Source organism: Bacillus sp. FJAT-44742, from assembly GCF_002797315.1.
Classification (GTDB): Bacteria; Bacillota; Bacilli; order Bacillales; family Marinococcaceae; genus Thalassorhabdus; species Thalassorhabdus alkalitolerans.
This window is the reverse complement of record NZ_KZ454936.1, coordinates 3181337-3195791: the sequence shown is the minus strand read 5'-3', so window position 1 is coordinate 3195791 and position 14455 is coordinate 3181337. Positions and strand designations below refer to the sequence as shown.

Below are 14455 nucleotides of genomic sequence, written 5' to 3'. Positions count from 1 at the left end.
TTTGATTTACTAATCAAGGAAGACGAGGAATTGCCATGAGTAACGAAGCGGAAAACAAAGAGGCTCGTTTGCGAGCAGAAAAAAGAGAAGAAAAGGCTAATGTGGAAAGCAAGGACAAAGATGCAAAGTGGTGGTGGAGGATTGGCCCGCGCATTCGCTTAATTCCAATCTGGCTTCGCCTTGTCATCGTTTTTGTGCTTCTTTTTATCAGTTTAATTATCGGCCTTATATTCGGCTATAGTCTTCTTGGAGGCGGAGAACCTACTCAGATTCTGCGATGGGAGACGTGGCAGCGTCTCATTGATTTTATAAATGTTAGGGAATAAAGTGAAACCGTTGCTCACGGAATAAGCAGACAAAAGGAAGACTCCGTGAAAAGGGGTCTTTCTTTTTCTACGATATAAAAAAGGATGTGCTTACATATGTTAAATATTGATGAAATCAAAGAGATTATTCCCCATCGTTATCCCTTTCTTCTTATTGATAAAGTAGAAGAAGTGGAAGAGGGCAAGATGTGTACAGCAATCAAAAATGTTTCTGCCAATGAAGAGTATTTCAACGGTCATTTTCCTGATTACCCTGTGATGCCCGGTGTCCTCATTATTGAAGCGCTGGCTCAAACAGGAGCGGTAGCGATTTTGAAAAAAGAAGAAAACCAAGGCAAAATTGCTTTCTTTGCAGGAATTGACAACTGTCGTTTTAAAGGACAAGTGAAGCCTGGCGATCAGCTCCGCCTGGAAGTGGAGATGACTCGTTTGCGTGGAAAAATAGGAAAAGGAAAAGGGACTGCCAGTGTCGACGGCAAGGTTGTCGCTGAAACAGAATTAATGTTTGCATTGCAGGACGCTGAATAAAACCCAAAACATCTATGTTGATAGCAGTAGCTGTTAACATGGATGTTTTTTATTTAAGGGCTTTTAGCGGGTCTTGTTGATTACTTGGAGCGAGCCGCGTCTTTGGAAATAGCATGAGCTTTTTCACGAGGAAAGGACGCATGATTGGATGCTTAGATGCAAGGGGGGGCGTCCAACAACAAAGTTTGATAAAGCCTTTTATAAAAAAATGGAACCTATTCTAAACTTTGTATATAAAGCTATGACAGTGGTTCATCTTTTCTGCATTTTTACCGATAGTACTATAGAGATCCCTTCTTACTGTGTAAAACAAAAAAAAGAGGAGGAGCCGGTATGAAGCAAGGGCAAAGTCTTCATTTAAATAAAGAAAAGATATTTAAAGAGCTATCCTTTGACTCTGAGAATATTTGGAGAGTATTTTCCCACATGAATGATGGACTTGTCATTACGGATTACAGACAGAGAATCATTATGGTTAATCCAGCTTACGAACAAATGACTGGATATACATACGAAGAAGTTTATGGAAAGAATCCAAAATTTATCAGTTCGGGAAAGACCTCCAAAGAAGCGATTGTTGAAATGTGGGATCACTTGAATACAAAAGGGACGTGGACAGGGGAACTTTTTAATAAAAGAAAAGACGAGGAAGAGTTTTGTTCCTTTATGACGGTCACTCATGTAAAAAAGGAACCGGAAAGCGACTCTTTTTATATAGGGATAATGAGAGATATAACCGAACGAAAAAAAGCAGAGGAAGAAGCATCTTATCTAGCCCATCACGACAGCTTAACCGGCCTGCCCAACCGCATGGCATTTGAACATATGGTAGAAGAAGCGATGGAAGATGGGCAAGAAAAAGGGACAAAGCTTGGGATCTTATTTTTGGATTTAGATCGCTTTAAAAGAGTAAATGATTCCTTTGGCCATCAAAGAGGAGATGTCCTTCTCCAGGAAGTGAGCAGGCGGCTTTACGCAGCGGTTAAAGATCACGGAAAAATCAGCAGGTTTGGCGGGGATGAATTTACAATTCTTATTGAAGACACAGAAGAGAAAGAAGAAACCGGTGTAGTAATAAGCAAGGTTTTTGATTCTCTAAGAGCCCCGGTACGTCTGGACGGTCAGAACCTTTACTGACAACCTCAATTGGTGTCAGTTTTTATCCCGATCATGGACAAAGTGTGGAAGAACTGTTAAATAATGCCGATTTTGCGATGTGCCAGACAAAGGATGAAGGCAGAAATAATTTCAGCTATTATCATGAAGCAATGAAGGATCAATCTATGGAGCAGTTTAAATTGAGTAATCAGCTGCAGGAAGCATTGGAAGCGGAACAGCTGGAAGTCTACTACCAGCTGCAAATGGATGTGTTAAGCGGTGAACCACACGGTGTGGAGGCTTTAATTCGCTGGAATCATCCAGAGAAAGGCACCCTGTCTCCTGCTTTGTTTTTACCCTTGGCAGAAGAGAACGGATATCTTCATGAGTTCGATGAATGGGTGCTGAGAAAAGCGTGCATACAGGTGAAAAACTGGCAGACGGAAGGGTTTTCCGATCTTTCCGTTTCTGTTAATGTTTCTCCTCCTTTTTTTGAAAGTGATCGTTTTGAAACCATTGTTAGCTCTGCTTTACAGGAATCGGGCTTATCTCCGGAATGTCTGTGCATTGAAATCACCGAAAACAATGCCATTGCCAATTTAAAGGAATCCATCAGAAGGATTAAAAGGCTGAAAGATAAGGGGGTCAAAGTGTCTCTCGATGATTTCGGAAAGGGATATTCTTCTCTCACCCAGCTAAAGCAGTTCCCTGTTGATATCGTGAAAATCGATCATTCTTTTGTGAGTCAGAGCAATGGTCACGACGAAAATGCAGCCATAGTGAAAATGGTAATTGATATAGCCAAAATGATGAGGTTGCGAGTTACCTGCGAAGGGATAGAGACCCTGGAACATTATGATCTAGTAAAAAAACAAGGGTGTGACTTTGCACAAGGGTACTACTTTAACCGTCCAGTTAATAGCGATGATTGCCGTAAATTATTAGCATATATGAACAATAATAAGCAATTTTAATATATTTAAAGGATATGTGATGCTTTCAAACTTGAGAAGCATATGAAAGATAAAACACCTTAATATCAGGAATTTTACACAAGATCGTGTGAAAATGTAAAAGACATTCAAAAAGAAGCGGAACTCATAGACGATGAATGCACCCTCTGATAGCATAAGAATCAGCTAATCACACAAGACAGATTAGCCCAACCAAAACAAATCTATTATTAAATATCCAAGGAGGATTATAACATGAATAAAAAATTACTTTATACTGGAGCATCTGCACTACTTGCAATGGGAGTACTAGCTGGCTGTGGAGACGCTGGCGAAGATGAAAACGGTCTTGACGACAACGGTGTAGGTGAAGAAGAAGAAGCAGACGTTGAAATCGAAGAAGGCGACGACGAGCTTGAAATTGAAGATGAAGAAGATGGCGACGACGTTGAGCTTGACGAAGAAGACGACGTAGAGCTTGAAGATGAAGAAGGCGACGAAGAAGAAGGCGAAGCTGACGATCTTGACGTTGACGAAGAAGACGAAGATGAAGAGCTAGAGCTTGACGAAGAAGAAGACGAAGATCTTGACGCTGACGAAGATGCTGACGAAGACGCTGAAGAAGACGAAGACGCTGAGCTAGACCTTGACGAAGACGAAGAAGAGTAATTAATAGTTACCCCCTATTAATGATACAAAGAGGCACCCACCGTGGTGCCTCTTTTTTGTGATCATTTGTGATGGTGCCCTGTGATGGTGCCTGGCACCCCGGGGGAATGTAACATTACTGTAACAAATGAACGCATCTAAACCCTGGTATATAAGGGTTTTCATGTTATTGATACTTTGGGGTGCCAGGCACCTCCACCCTTCACAAACTATCATCCTAGTATATTTCTATAAGAATCGTGTGTGAGAAAGAGGAAAAAGAAGAAAAAGGAATTTTAATATACTCGTAACAGTAATAATTACTTACATTTCCTAAAATTTGTTATATAATATTTCCAAACATACATTCTATAAAAGGGGGACTCATCATGGTCGCTCGTTATGAAACTTCTATTGAAGTAAGCATCAATTGTAAAAGCATCAATGAAGATATATGGGGAGAAATGTATGATCTTCTTTTTAATTATACAAATGATTTACCAAGGGGAAAGAATGACCTTTTTTTCAATACGGACAACACACAGGTTTGGGTGTCTCCCGATAAAATATTTGTAAAAACGCTTCACTCATTTTCCACGGATACAGTCATTATTTATAGGAACCTTATGAAGTATCGCGTAAGTGACTCTCCATTAATTGCACTTGGAGTTTGCAACGAGAAAGGTAAGCTCCTTACTCCTTTTATCATGGATATTATCGTGCTCTTACAAGCTAATCTTCCAAAAGCAATTCTGTGTAAAGGATACTTGCACCCCGAAGATTGGAAGGAATCTATGATGAGGTTACACGACATGGGTTACCTGTAAGAATTAGCAGACCCCTTTTTTCTATGCTGAAAAACTGTAAATCTGCCACTGCCGGTTACGTTTGGGGAGCTTCTACATATACTGTGTTGTATGTTTCACGAACAAGTAACGTGAACAGCGGTAAAAGAGCAAATATACTTTATTCTGTATGTTTACCTTACAGCCTAAAAAGGTAAAAAAGTGATAGATAGAGAGGAATGTGCTAGAATAATAGCAACTCACTTATTACCTTTGAATCAAAGGGGAGACCAGCTACGTATGCTACTGACAAACGAAGATAAAAAACATCTTTTAAAGATACTTGCTCAAAATCAGCGACGTGTAATGGCATCGAAAGAAGATCGTGCTAAGTCAAAGGCCGTTTATGATAAAATTTATCAAAGCATGCGCAATGAAGATATCAATAAAGACCACCAACGTGGCAGAATGCTATAAGCCGGAATCCGCTTCCGGCTTTTTTCTATGTCTTCGTGTTAGGTGCCAGGCACCCGCCCGGGAGTGTAACAAAACTCCCGTGAAAGTGCCGTAGCAAAGGGAAAGGCATATTACAGCGGCCAGAGGTGCCAGGCACCCGCCTGAGGATGTAACAAAACTCATGTGAATCCCCCGCACCAAGGGAAAAGTATATTACAGCGGCCAGAGGTGCCAGGCACCCGCCTGAAGATGTAACAAAACTCCCGTGAAAGTGCCGTAGCAACGGGAAAGGCATATTACAGCGGCCATTGGTGTCAGGCATCCGCAAGAAGAGGCACCCCTAAGAAAGATACCTGGGCTATATGCCTATTTTATCCTTTCAATCTAGCACTCTTGCCACTTTTTCCCCTATAATAGAGACACATAGAATGCATAAGAAGTGTCTTCTTATCTTTACATCAGTGATTAGTGTTAACACTATTTCTAAAGCCAGGTAGTCGTCTGGTTTTTTATTTTTCAAAAAGCTACAGGCAATGGAGGACATAAGATGTTGTTAACTAAAGGGTTAGAAAGCGATGATGTGAGAGAACTGCAGGATATTTTAAAAGAAAAAGGCTATTTTACATACGATGAGTCTACAGGTCATTATGACCAGGATACTGAAGAAGCGGTTAAGGCCTACCAGAGAGATCACGGGCTGCGTATTGATGGCATGGCAGGTCCAGAAACCTTCTATGCTTTGTTAAATGGCGTACAGCCCGTAGATCCTCCTCTGCCGCCTACTAAGCCAAAGGTCCAGCCACAGGCAGCTAGTTCATTTTCTGTGCTGGAACCAGGTTCTGAAGGGAAAATGGTAAAATCCCTTCAACAGAAGCTAAAAGATCTCGGCTATTATAAGCGTAAAATTAGTGGAAGTTTTGGCAGAAGCACAAGTGAAGCGGTGAGGAGCTTTCAAAAAAAGCAAAGCCTTACACCTGATGGGGTAGCCGGACCTGAAACCTTTGCGCTATTACGTGCCATCCACCAGGCGGACCATGGAGGAGAAGTGGAAAGCGATTCAGCGGCGACTGAGCCAATAGAAGAGGAATCTCATTATATACCGGTTCATAATTTTCATACCGAACTTTTGCAGCTAGGAGTAAAGGGAAACGGAGTATCAAGGCTGCAAAACACACTCAAGGAATATGGATTTTATACCTACGCGGTAACAGGTATCTACGGAGATCGAACTGAAAAAGCGGTGAAGGATTTTCAACATGCTGTAGATATAGAAGCAGATGGCATTGTTGGGGAAGAAACTCATGAAAAGCTGGCAGCGTACGAGCCTCCGAAAGATATAGGAGAAAGCCAGGCAGAAGAAATTCCAGAAACCGATGAAAATGAAATAGGAAAAGAATTAAAAGTAGGTTCTCAGGGGGAAGATGTCTCCAAGCTGCAAAAAGCACTGCAAACGTTAGAATATATAAAAATGGAGCCTACAGGCATATACAGCTCAGTAACAGAAAAAGCAATAAAGCTTTTTCAGCGTGAACACGAGGAATTGGTCGTAGACGGTATAGCAGGGGAAAAGACTTTATCAATAATAAACAAGGTTCTTAAAGGAGAAAGTGAAGAAGAGGTTCAAATGAAAGAACCTAACGTTATTCCGCCTCCTAGTAAAAGGTTGAAAGTGGTAGACTTAATTGCGAAAGCTTCCGACTATCTTGGTGTCCCATATGCCAGGGGAGGAAAAGACTCTAATGGGTTTGATGGAGTAGGGTTCGTACAGTGCGTTTTTTATGAACAAGGAACAGAATTGCCAGAAACGATCGAAGGAATGTGGGAAGAAGGAGAAGTAATAGAGAATCCCACAGTAGGAGATGTCATCTTTTTTGAACTGGATGGACCCGGGCCTTCCCAAGTGGGAATTTACATAGGCGGCCGGCAGTTTACCTATGCTGGGTCATCGACCGGAGTGACAATAGCTGACCTGGACTCCATATATTGGAGTGAGCGTTACATAGGAGCAAGAAGATATCATTTCTAAAAAGAAGCAGGCCATCATGGCCTGCTTCTTTTTAGATAGACAGATTTATGAAGGGTGCCAGGCACCCGCGGGAGGGTGTAACAAAAAACAGTGAAACCGCCCGCTGTAGTGGGAAAGATATATTACAGCGATGGATGGTGCCAGGCACCCGCGGGAGGGTGTAACAAAAAACAGTGAAACCGCCCGCTGTAGTGGGAAAGATATATTACAGCGATGGATGGTGCCAGGCACCTGCGGGAGGGTGTAACAAAAACAGGTGAATTCTCCCGCTGCAATGGGAAAGATATATTACAGCGGGTGGAGGTGCCAGGCACCGCTGGGAGGGTGTAACAAAAACAGGTGAATTCTCCCGCTGCAATGGGAAAGATATATTACAGCGGGTGGAGGTGCCAGGCACCCCCCTATAAAAGCTGCAATAAATATAAAAAAGCAGTTTACTCTTCTGCAAAACGGGTATTAAAAAAGTGACTCCCGATTGGAAGCCACTTTGCTTGTTATAGTAATTAGTTTACACGGCCAGCGCCAAGGTACCTTGGTCCCCAGTAAGAGCTGTTCATGCTTGCAGTTGTTACACCAGTAGAAGAACCGGAGTGGATGAACTGTCCATTTCCAAGATAGATACCAGCGTGGGAAGGACCAGTACGAGTTTCAAAGAATACTAGATCTCCACGTTGTGGATTGGATACGCGAGTGGTAGCATTCCACATTTGAGCTACCGTTCTTGGTAAAGATATACCATGCTGGTTAAAAGAATATTGCAGGAAACCACTGCAGTCAAAACCAGTTCTTGGAGAAGTTCCTCCCCATACATAACGAGTACCAGTTAGACCTTGAGCAGTACGGATTACATTTTCATAGCTTGCAGATACACCAGCTACTTGTGAAGAAGAGCTGCTGGAGCTTGAAGAACTGCTGTTAGAAGAGCTGGTTGCGTTGGAAGAAGAACCAGATCCGCCTAGGGCACGGAACGTTTGTGGTCCGGCAATTCCGTCAGCTGCGATACCAGCAGAACGTTGGAAGCTTCTTACAGCACGTTCAGTACGTGGGCCATAAGTAGAACCAGTAGAACCGGAGAAATGTCCGCGCTCTTTCAATTCAATTTGAAGGGCAGCTACAGAGCTGTTTACCGCACCGCGGCGAAGTGTGCCGTTGCTTTGGATTGTACCAATTCTATCGCTTGCAGAAACATTAGAGCTGCTTGAAGAACTGCTGCTGGAGCTTGAAGAAGAAGAGCTGCTTCCATTTACTCCAAGTGCTCCGAACGTTTGTGGTCCAGCAATGCCGTCAACTGTGATACCAGCAGAACGTTGGAAGTCTCTAACCGCTTGACGAGTAATTGGTCCAAAGTAGTTTGTCGTGGTATGGAAATCAAAGTATCCTTCGTCTTTCAACGCTTGTTGAAGTTCTTGAACGTCACTGTGGTTCATGCCTGAACGTAGTGTTTGATCTCCTAAAGCTGCGTCAGCAACCGATACGGTACCAACCATTAAACATGTTGCAAATACTGTCGAAATCATAAATTTTTTCATAATGTGTTTTCCCTGATTTATAACTAAGTTTATGTATAGGATTACTCAACTATTAATCCGTAACTTGTTACAAACCAGGAATTCCCTCCTCTTATTTTCAAAGTTTTTTAGTTTTTAAGTTTAAGTTTCACGTTAAGTGATCTTGTATATATAGGTCTTTAGGTATATTTGCTATGTATAAGACTAGAATTAAATTCCTACGTTTCCTGTTCACGTTACTTATCTTATCCCGAACCCTCGTCTATGGCAATGCTTGCTTGCTATTTGTAAAACAACTGTAATGTTTGTAAAACAAAGAAATATAGTAGCTTAATTTGTAATATAATGTAGAAAGGTAAAGATATCAAACAAAGCACCAACTTATGTTACCAATCATGCTCATTTTACGAAGGGGATAGTTTTAAAATATGAGCACTGTTTTTTCTGTATAGTTTCTTCCATAATATTACGAGCCATCGGGCTCGTATTTAATTTGGTGTTTTGAAACAAAATATACATTGAAACCTTATTTATAAAGTAATATAATTCATTTGTTAAATAACAGAATCGGGAGTAATTAAATGTTTATTCTGAAAAAGTACTTCCGGGATATTAAAGAATCGAAAGATCTAATTTGGTATCTTACAATCTCGGATTTCAAATCACAAAGTGCTCGTACGTATATAGGGTTTATATGGTGGATTCTTGACCCGATCCTATATATGATGATTTTTTACTTCTTAGTTCAAGTCATTTTGCAGCGAGGTGGAGAAGACTATGCTGTATTCTTGTTTGTCGGCTTAATTCCATTAAAATGGACCATGGCCTGTTTAGTCGACTCAACTACGGCTATTTCTTCAAAAGTCAGGATACTTCAACAAATTTACGTACCTAAAATCGTGTTTATTACCGTGCGGCTATGCACCAATACATTAAAATTTTTAGTGAGCTCAGTCATGATGTTTTTGTTCTTGTTAGTGTATGGAGTAGATGTGACGACATTGGCATTTTACTACTTCCTCATAGCCTTCATACAGATGCTTCTCTTGCTGGGATTCATGATGATTTTAGCGCACGTAGGCGTGTTTTTTAGAGATATTAAGAACATGATGCAGTATATTACTCGGACATTATTTTACCTTTCTCCTGTTCTTTACACGCTGGACAGGGTTCCTGAGAACGTAATGCCGTTTCTCTATGTAAATCCGCTCACAACGTTTATTGTTTCGTACCGAAATGTCTTTTTATATGAAGAGCTTCCAATGTTTAGTTTCATGCTCATGTGGCTGGGTGTTGCGATCGTCCTTATATACATAGGTGGGAAAATCCTGCACCGCTTTGAAAATCAATATGCTAAGGTGATTTAATGGCAAATAAAAAAGTAATAGACCTGAAAGATATATGGATTTCTTACCCTGAATCGTCCAATTTTTCCATGAAAAATCTACTTCGTCTCCGAAAAGACGAAGTATTTTGGGCGGTAAAAGGATTAAATTTTGAAATAAACAAAGGAGAAGTGCTGGGGATCATCGGCCGGAACGGCTCTGGGAAAAGCACTCTTCTCAAACTATTGAGCGGTCTGATTCTTCCCGACAAGGGTGAATATAAAGTGTACGGAAAAAGGCCTGTTCTGCTCACGCTAGGGGCTGGCTTTGATGCAGAGTTGTCAGGAATAGACAACATCTACTTAAATGCCTTATACCTTGGCCATAAGAAAAAAGACGTAGACAGAGACCTTGAGGAAATCATTGAGTATTCAGAGCTGGGCGATTTTGTCTACAAGCCTGTACGCACATATTCATCCGGAATGAAGGCAAGACTAGCTTTCTCTATTGCCGTCACACTGGATCCGGAGGTTCTTCTTATCGACGAAGTACTAGGAGTAGGAGACCAGCAGTTTAAGGATAAGTCCAAAGCAACCATTATGGATAAGATCCAGCAAAAACGGACGGTAATTATGGTTACCCACTCAGCAAATCTGGTAAAAGACATTTGTGACCGCGTCGTTTGGATTCATAAGGGAGAACAAATGGAAGTCGGTTCTCCAGAAGAAGTCGTGCCAAAATATCTTGAATTTATGAAAGGGAACAAAAAATGAACGTCTTAATGCTTCTATTTAAGGATCTTCATAATGATGCCAGAGTGGTCAGAGAAGCAAATGCCCTTGCTAAAAAAGGGTACATCGTTCACATTGCCTGCTTACAGGAATATGACCATGAACCCAAGGAAGAGCTTCACGAAAATGTGTACGTAAACCGAATTCCTATTATAAGCAAAAAGGCCAAAAAGTCACTAGGAGGGTACAAGCCCTCCCAAACAAGGAATAAGACTTCCCTTGCCTTTAAAATAATTAGAAGTCCTTATATAAAGCTGGCAAAAGATTTCACGGGTTACGGTGAATTTTACCGGAAAATCCTGAAGTCCTATAACCAGATGAACTTTAAGGTTGTACATTGTCATGACCTTAATACCCTGCCAACGGGGTATTACCTTTCAAGGAAGTTTCAGGCAAAGCTCCTCTTTGATGCACATGAGCTATTTAACGAAATGTCAGGAAGAAACGAACTCGACCGGACCATAGGATACAAACTTGAGGAATATTTCCTGCCAAAAGCAGATCAAGTAATTACAGTAAACCCTTTTATGGAAGAGGAAATGAAAAAGAAATACGGAAACTTTCCTTCGACCATCCTCCAAAACACACCAGAAGATATAGTCGAAGAGGAAGGGCGTGCAGTTCCAGACTTACGGTCCCTCTATGGTTTGTCTAATAATGATATTCTCCTTATTTATCAGGGAGGCCTAAGTCAGCAAAGAGGACTGGATCTATGCATTGAAGCACTGAGAGGCCTTCCAGACGAGTATAAGATGGTTTATATCGGAGACGGTCCCCTTAAAGAAAGCCTTAAGGCAAAAGCTGAGGAAGAAAAGGTAAGCGATCGCTTCTTTCTCCATGAAAAAGTACCAGCAAAAGACTTGCTTCTGTATACGAAGCAGGCTGATATTGGATTAGTGATGTATGAGAATCTCTCCAAAAATAATTACTATTCCACGCCCAATAAGATTTTTGAATACATGCTTGCCGGTATTCCAGCTGTCGCTTCAAACCACCCAGGGAAGAGTTACATTGTAACCGAGGAAGGAACTGGAGTGTGCACCAGTGAGGACGCTCACAGTATTGCTGAAGCGGTCATGAATATAATGGAAGGTTATGAGCATTATAAATCTACATGTTTACGTAAAAAGTCTCGTTTCACGTGGGAAGTCGAACAGGATAAACTGGTTTCTCTCTATAAAACGCTGACAAAATAGGATAAAACACGCAAAAATACACACTTGACAGAGTTTGGTGCTTGAATTGATCACGTAATTGCAATAAAATTCAAAGATAGAGGATTTTTATGTCTCGACATATTTCATGGATTTGAGCGAAATATGTCAAAGGTGGTTATTGGAATGAAAGTATGTGTAATGGGGCTCGGATATATAGGATTGCCAACCGCAGTGATGTTTGCAAGCTGTGGTTTTCGTGTGCATGGGGTGGATATTAACCAGGAAGTCATCAATTCCTTGTCCCTAAAGAAGCCGCACATTGAAGAGCCAGGGCTGGAGGAAACGCTTGGTCATGTTATTGAAGAAGGAAATCTTTCTTTTTCAAAAGAGCCAGAAGAGGCTGATGCCTTTATCATTGCTGTTCCTACTCCTATTACAAAAGAAAAGAAAGCAAACATAGATTACGTAAGAAATGCTATGGAAATGATTGTACCCTGCGTGAAGGAAGGGGATTTAATCATATTAGAATCCACCGTGCCTCCTGGGACAGTGGAAAAGGTAATGATACAGGAACTTCAAAAAACAGGACTTAAAGTAGGAGAAGAAGTATTTGTTTCTCATTCACCAGAAAGAGTCCTGCCTGGAAAATTGTTTGAAGAACTGGTCTCCAATGACCGCATTGTTGGAGGCATTAATCAGGAATCAGCTGACAGGACGGCATCCCTTTACAAGCACTTTGTTAAAGGGACCATTCATATTACAGATGCCAAGACGGCGGAAATGGTAAAATTAATGGAAAATACGTACCGTGATGTAAATATTGCGTTGGCCAATGAGCTTGCCCAGATCTCCGATCAATTAGGCTGCGATGTGTGGGAAGCGATCAGGCTGGCAAACTTCCATCCTAGAGTAAATATTCATCAGCCGGGACCCGGTGTCGGCGGTCACTGTATCGCAGTGGATCCCTGGTTCTTACATGAAGCCTCTCCTGACAAAGCCAAACTGATTGAAACGGCAAGAAGGATCAACGATGAAACTCCTATGTATGTAGGGGGGCTAATTGAACAAATAACAGAATTTATCACAAAGCCGAAGGTTGCTCTTCTTGGCCTTGCCTACAAAGGGAATATAGGGGACATGAGAGAAAGCCCTTCGTTAAAGGTGATATCATATTTAAAGAAGCTTAATGTAGAGTACACCATCTACGATCCTTACGTAGAATCGAAAATGGAAGAGCAGGTCTCTACAGTAGAGGAAGCTGTTAAAGGGGCAGATTGTATAATCATGTTAACAGAGCATTCAGCCTTTAAGGAGCTTGACTACAAGAAGCTTTATGACTTAATGAACAATCATAATATTATAGATACAAAAAATGTGCTTGATGAGAAACTTCTATGTAATATTGGTTTTCAATATAAAAAGGTAGGAAAAGGTGCTTCACAAGTTCCTTACTTATTTTCCTAAGAAAGAAGGGTGTAAGATTAATGTCTAATACATTAATGGAAAAAATCTCAAATAAGAACGCTACTGTCGGGGTGGTGGGCCTTGGTTATGTCGGTCTTCCATTAGCAGTTGAAGTTGCCAAGCAAGGGTTCAATGTATATGGTTTTGATGTTTCTGAGGAAAAAGTAAACCAGCTGAAGGACGGGAATTCATATGTGATGGATGTGTCTGACAGCACATTACAAGACATCATTGATGGAAGCTTTGTACCAACTACAGATTTTTCAAATATCAAGCATTGTGATGCGATCAGCATTTGTGTACCAACACCGTTAAACAAAACAAAAGACCCGGATGTATCCTTTATTAATGCTGTAGTACAAGAACTCATTCAATATATGACGAAGGATACAGTGGTCATTCTTGAAAGCACAACCTACCCGGGAACGACAGAAGAACTCATTAAAAACGTCATTGAGGAAGAAACTGACTATAAGGTCGGAGAAGACGTATTTTTATGCTTCTCTCCAGAGCGTGTAGACCCAGGAAACCCTCAATTTAATACAAAAAATACACCAAAGGTTATCGGTGGTGTAACACCTACCTGCCTGGAAATTGGTTTAAGACTATACAATTCCTTCCTGGAGAACCTTGTTCCAGTTAGTTCCACAAGTGTCGCTGAAATGGTTAAGCTTCTAGAAAACACATTTAGAAGTGTAAATATCGGTCTTGTTAACGAGTTAACAGTGATGTGTGACCGTATGGATATTAATGTATGGGAAGTTATTGACGCAGCAGCAACGAAACCATTTGGTTACATGCCTTTCTATCCGGGACCTGGAATTGGCGGACACTGCATTCCTTTAGATCCAATGTATCTTTCCTGGAAAGCGAAAATGTTTAACTTCTATAACCGCTTTATTGAACTGGCAAGCGACGTCAATGGAAATATGCCAAGATACGTGCTTCAGCAAGTAAGTGATCTCCTTAATGAAAACGAGAAGCCAATCAAGAACTCCAATGTGTTAATTGTAGGGCTGGCTTATAAAAAGGATATAGATGATCTTAGAGAATCACCAGCCGTTGAGCTCTTCCGTTTGTTAGAAGATAAAGGTGCAAATGTGACCTACCACGATCCTTACGTGAAATCGTTCAAAAACCGCGGTGAGGTACTCGAGCCGGTTTCTCTTGACGAAAATACCGTCTCAAACTCTGATATCGTGGTGATTGCAACAAATCATACTGACGTTGATTACCAAATGGTGATTGATAACGCCCAAATTGTTTATGATACACGTAATGTAACGAAAAAGTATAATACTGGGAGCAATGTTGTATTGCTTGGTGGTTCTAAGCATGATGAAGAAGTAAGACTGCTGGAACAGAAATTCGGCTTAACCCCAAAATGATA

The 14455-nt window shown here is 41.1% G+C and carries 13 protein-coding genes and 1 pseudogene; 13 read left to right on the top strand and 1 reads right to left on the bottom strand.

From position 1 onward, the window contains the following. The first annotated feature begins 35 nt into the window (after positions 1-35). The 8 genes and pseudogenes from CEF17_RS15720 (at position 36) to CEF17_RS15685 (ending at position 6820) form a co-directional block, all read left to right on the top strand. On the top strand, positions 36-326 hold the full coding sequence (locus CEF17_RS15720; RefSeq protein ID WP_100400369.1) for a DNA-directed RNA polymerase subunit beta: 291 nt from the start codon (positions 36-38) through the stop codon (positions 324-326). 96 nt (positions 327-422) lie between these two features. Further along, positions 423-854 (top strand): 3-hydroxyacyl-ACP dehydratase FabZ, encoded by a 432-nt coding sequence (gene fabZ / locus CEF17_RS15715; protein ID WP_100400368.1) that lies wholly within the window; start codon positions 423-425, stop codon positions 852-854. A 333-nt stretch (positions 855-1187) separates the two neighbouring features. Next, positions 1188-2041, top strand: a pseudogene (locus CEF17_RS15705) (diguanylate cyclase domain-containing protein); the annotation flags it as partial. Positions 2042-2068: 27 nt separating this feature from the next. Continuing rightward, a complete protein-coding gene (locus tag CEF17_RS15700; RefSeq protein ID WP_442857460.1) occupies positions 2069-2926 on the top strand; it encodes a putative bifunctional diguanylate cyclase/phosphodiesterase in 858 nt (285 codons plus the stop codon). 234 nt (positions 2927-3160) lie between these two features. Next, a complete protein-coding gene (locus CEF17_RS20135) occupies positions 3161-3574 on the top strand; it encodes a hypothetical protein (protein ID WP_157843064.1) in 414 nt (137 codons plus the stop codon). A gap of 368 nt (positions 3575-3942) precedes the next feature. Then, the gene (locus CEF17_RS15690; protein ID WP_100400364.1) at positions 3943-4380 is read left to right on the top strand and encodes a hypothetical protein; all 438 of its coding nucleotides are present in this window, start codon (positions 3943-3945) and stop codon (positions 4378-4380) included. Positions 4381-4560: 180 nt separating this feature from the next. Further along, on the top strand, positions 4561-4815 hold the full coding sequence (locus CEF17_RS20130) for a hypothetical protein (RefSeq protein ID WP_232725532.1): 255 nt from the start codon (positions 4561-4563) through the stop codon (positions 4813-4815). Between the two features lie 526 nt (positions 4816-5341). Beyond that, a complete protein-coding gene (locus CEF17_RS15685) occupies positions 5342-6820 on the top strand; it encodes a C40 family peptidase (protein ID WP_100400363.1) in 1479 nt (492 codons plus the stop codon). Positions 6821-7323: 503 nt separating this feature from the next. Here CEF17_RS15685 and CEF17_RS15680 read toward each other — a convergent pair. After that, entirely contained in the window at positions 7324-8337 is a 1014-nt protein-coding gene (locus CEF17_RS15680; protein ID WP_232725531.1) for a C40 family peptidase, read from the bottom strand. Positions 8338-8909: 572 nt separating this feature from the next. Here CEF17_RS15680 and CEF17_RS15675 point away from each other — a divergent pair. The 5 genes from CEF17_RS15675 to CEF17_RS15655 all read left to right on the top strand — a co-directional run bounded on the left by CEF17_RS15675 (position 8910) and on the right by CEF17_RS15655 (position 14453). Further along, positions 8910-9695, top strand: a complete 786-nt coding sequence (locus CEF17_RS15675) for an ABC transporter permease (RefSeq protein WP_100400361.1) — start codon at positions 8910-8912, stop codon at positions 9693-9695. Beyond that, entirely contained in the window at positions 9695-10426 is a 732-nt protein-coding gene (locus tag CEF17_RS15670; RefSeq protein ID WP_100400360.1) for an ABC transporter ATP-binding protein, read from the top strand. Before CEF17_RS15675 ends, CEF17_RS15670 begins: the two co-directional genes overlap by 1 nt. Further along, positions 10423-11640 (top strand): glycosyltransferase, encoded by a 1218-nt coding sequence (locus tag CEF17_RS15665; protein ID WP_100400359.1) that lies wholly within the window; start codon positions 10423-10425, stop codon positions 11638-11640. Before CEF17_RS15670 ends, CEF17_RS15665 begins: the two co-directional genes overlap by 4 nt. Before the next feature lie 144 nt (positions 11641-11784). Next, the gene (locus CEF17_RS15660; protein WP_198508996.1) at positions 11785-13065 is read left to right on the top strand and encodes a nucleotide sugar dehydrogenase; all 1281 of its coding nucleotides are present in this window, start codon (positions 11785-11787) and stop codon (positions 13063-13065) included. A gap of 35 nt (positions 13066-13100) precedes the next feature. After that, entirely contained in the window at positions 13101-14453 is a 1353-nt protein-coding gene (locus tag CEF17_RS15655) for a nucleotide sugar dehydrogenase (protein ID WP_232725530.1), read from the top strand. Positions 14454-14455 lie beyond the last annotated feature (2 nt).

Bases quoted from the DNA above. Each gene is read 5' to 3' on its own strand.
- CEF17_RS15685 (WP_100400363.1), top strand. From the start codon at position 5,342: ATGTTGTTAACTAAAGGGTTAGAAAGCGATGATGTGAGAGAACTGCAG.
- CEF17_RS15660 (WP_198508996.1), top strand. From the start codon at position 11,785: ATGAAAGTATGTGTAATGGGGCTCGGATATATAGGATTGCCAACCGCA.
- CEF17_RS15675 (WP_100400361.1), top strand. From the start codon at position 8,910: ATGTTTATTCTGAAAAAGTACTTCCGGGATATTAAAGAATCGAAAGAT.
- CEF17_RS15700 (WP_442857460.1), top strand. From the start codon at position 2,069: ATGTGCCAGACAAAGGATGAAGGCAGAAATAATTTCAGCTATTATCAT.
- CEF17_RS15680 (WP_232725531.1), bottom strand. From the start codon at position 8,337: ATGATTTCGACAGTATTTGCAACATGTTTAATGGTTGGTACCGTATCG.
- CEF17_RS15670 (WP_100400360.1), top strand. From the start codon at position 9,695: ATGGCAAATAAAAAAGTAATAGACCTGAAAGATATATGGATTTCTTAC.
- CEF17_RS15655 (WP_232725530.1), top strand. From the start codon at position 13,101: ATGGAAAAAATCTCAAATAAGAACGCTACTGTCGGGGTGGTGGGCCTT.
- CEF17_RS15665 (WP_100400359.1), top strand. From the start codon at position 10,423: ATGAACGTCTTAATGCTTCTATTTAAGGATCTTCATAATGATGCCAGA.
- fabZ (WP_100400368.1), top strand. From the start codon at position 423: ATGTTAAATATTGATGAAATCAAAGAGATTATTCCCCATCGTTATCCC.
- CEF17_RS20135 (WP_157843064.1), top strand. From the start codon at position 3,161: ATGAATAAAAAATTACTTTATACTGGAGCATCTGCACTACTTGCAATG.
- CEF17_RS15690 (WP_100400364.1), top strand. From the start codon at position 3,943: ATGGTCGCTCGTTATGAAACTTCTATTGAAGTAAGCATCAATTGTAAA.
- CEF17_RS15720 (WP_100400369.1), top strand. From the start codon at position 36: ATGAGTAACGAAGCGGAAAACAAAGAGGCTCGTTTGCGAGCAGAAAAA.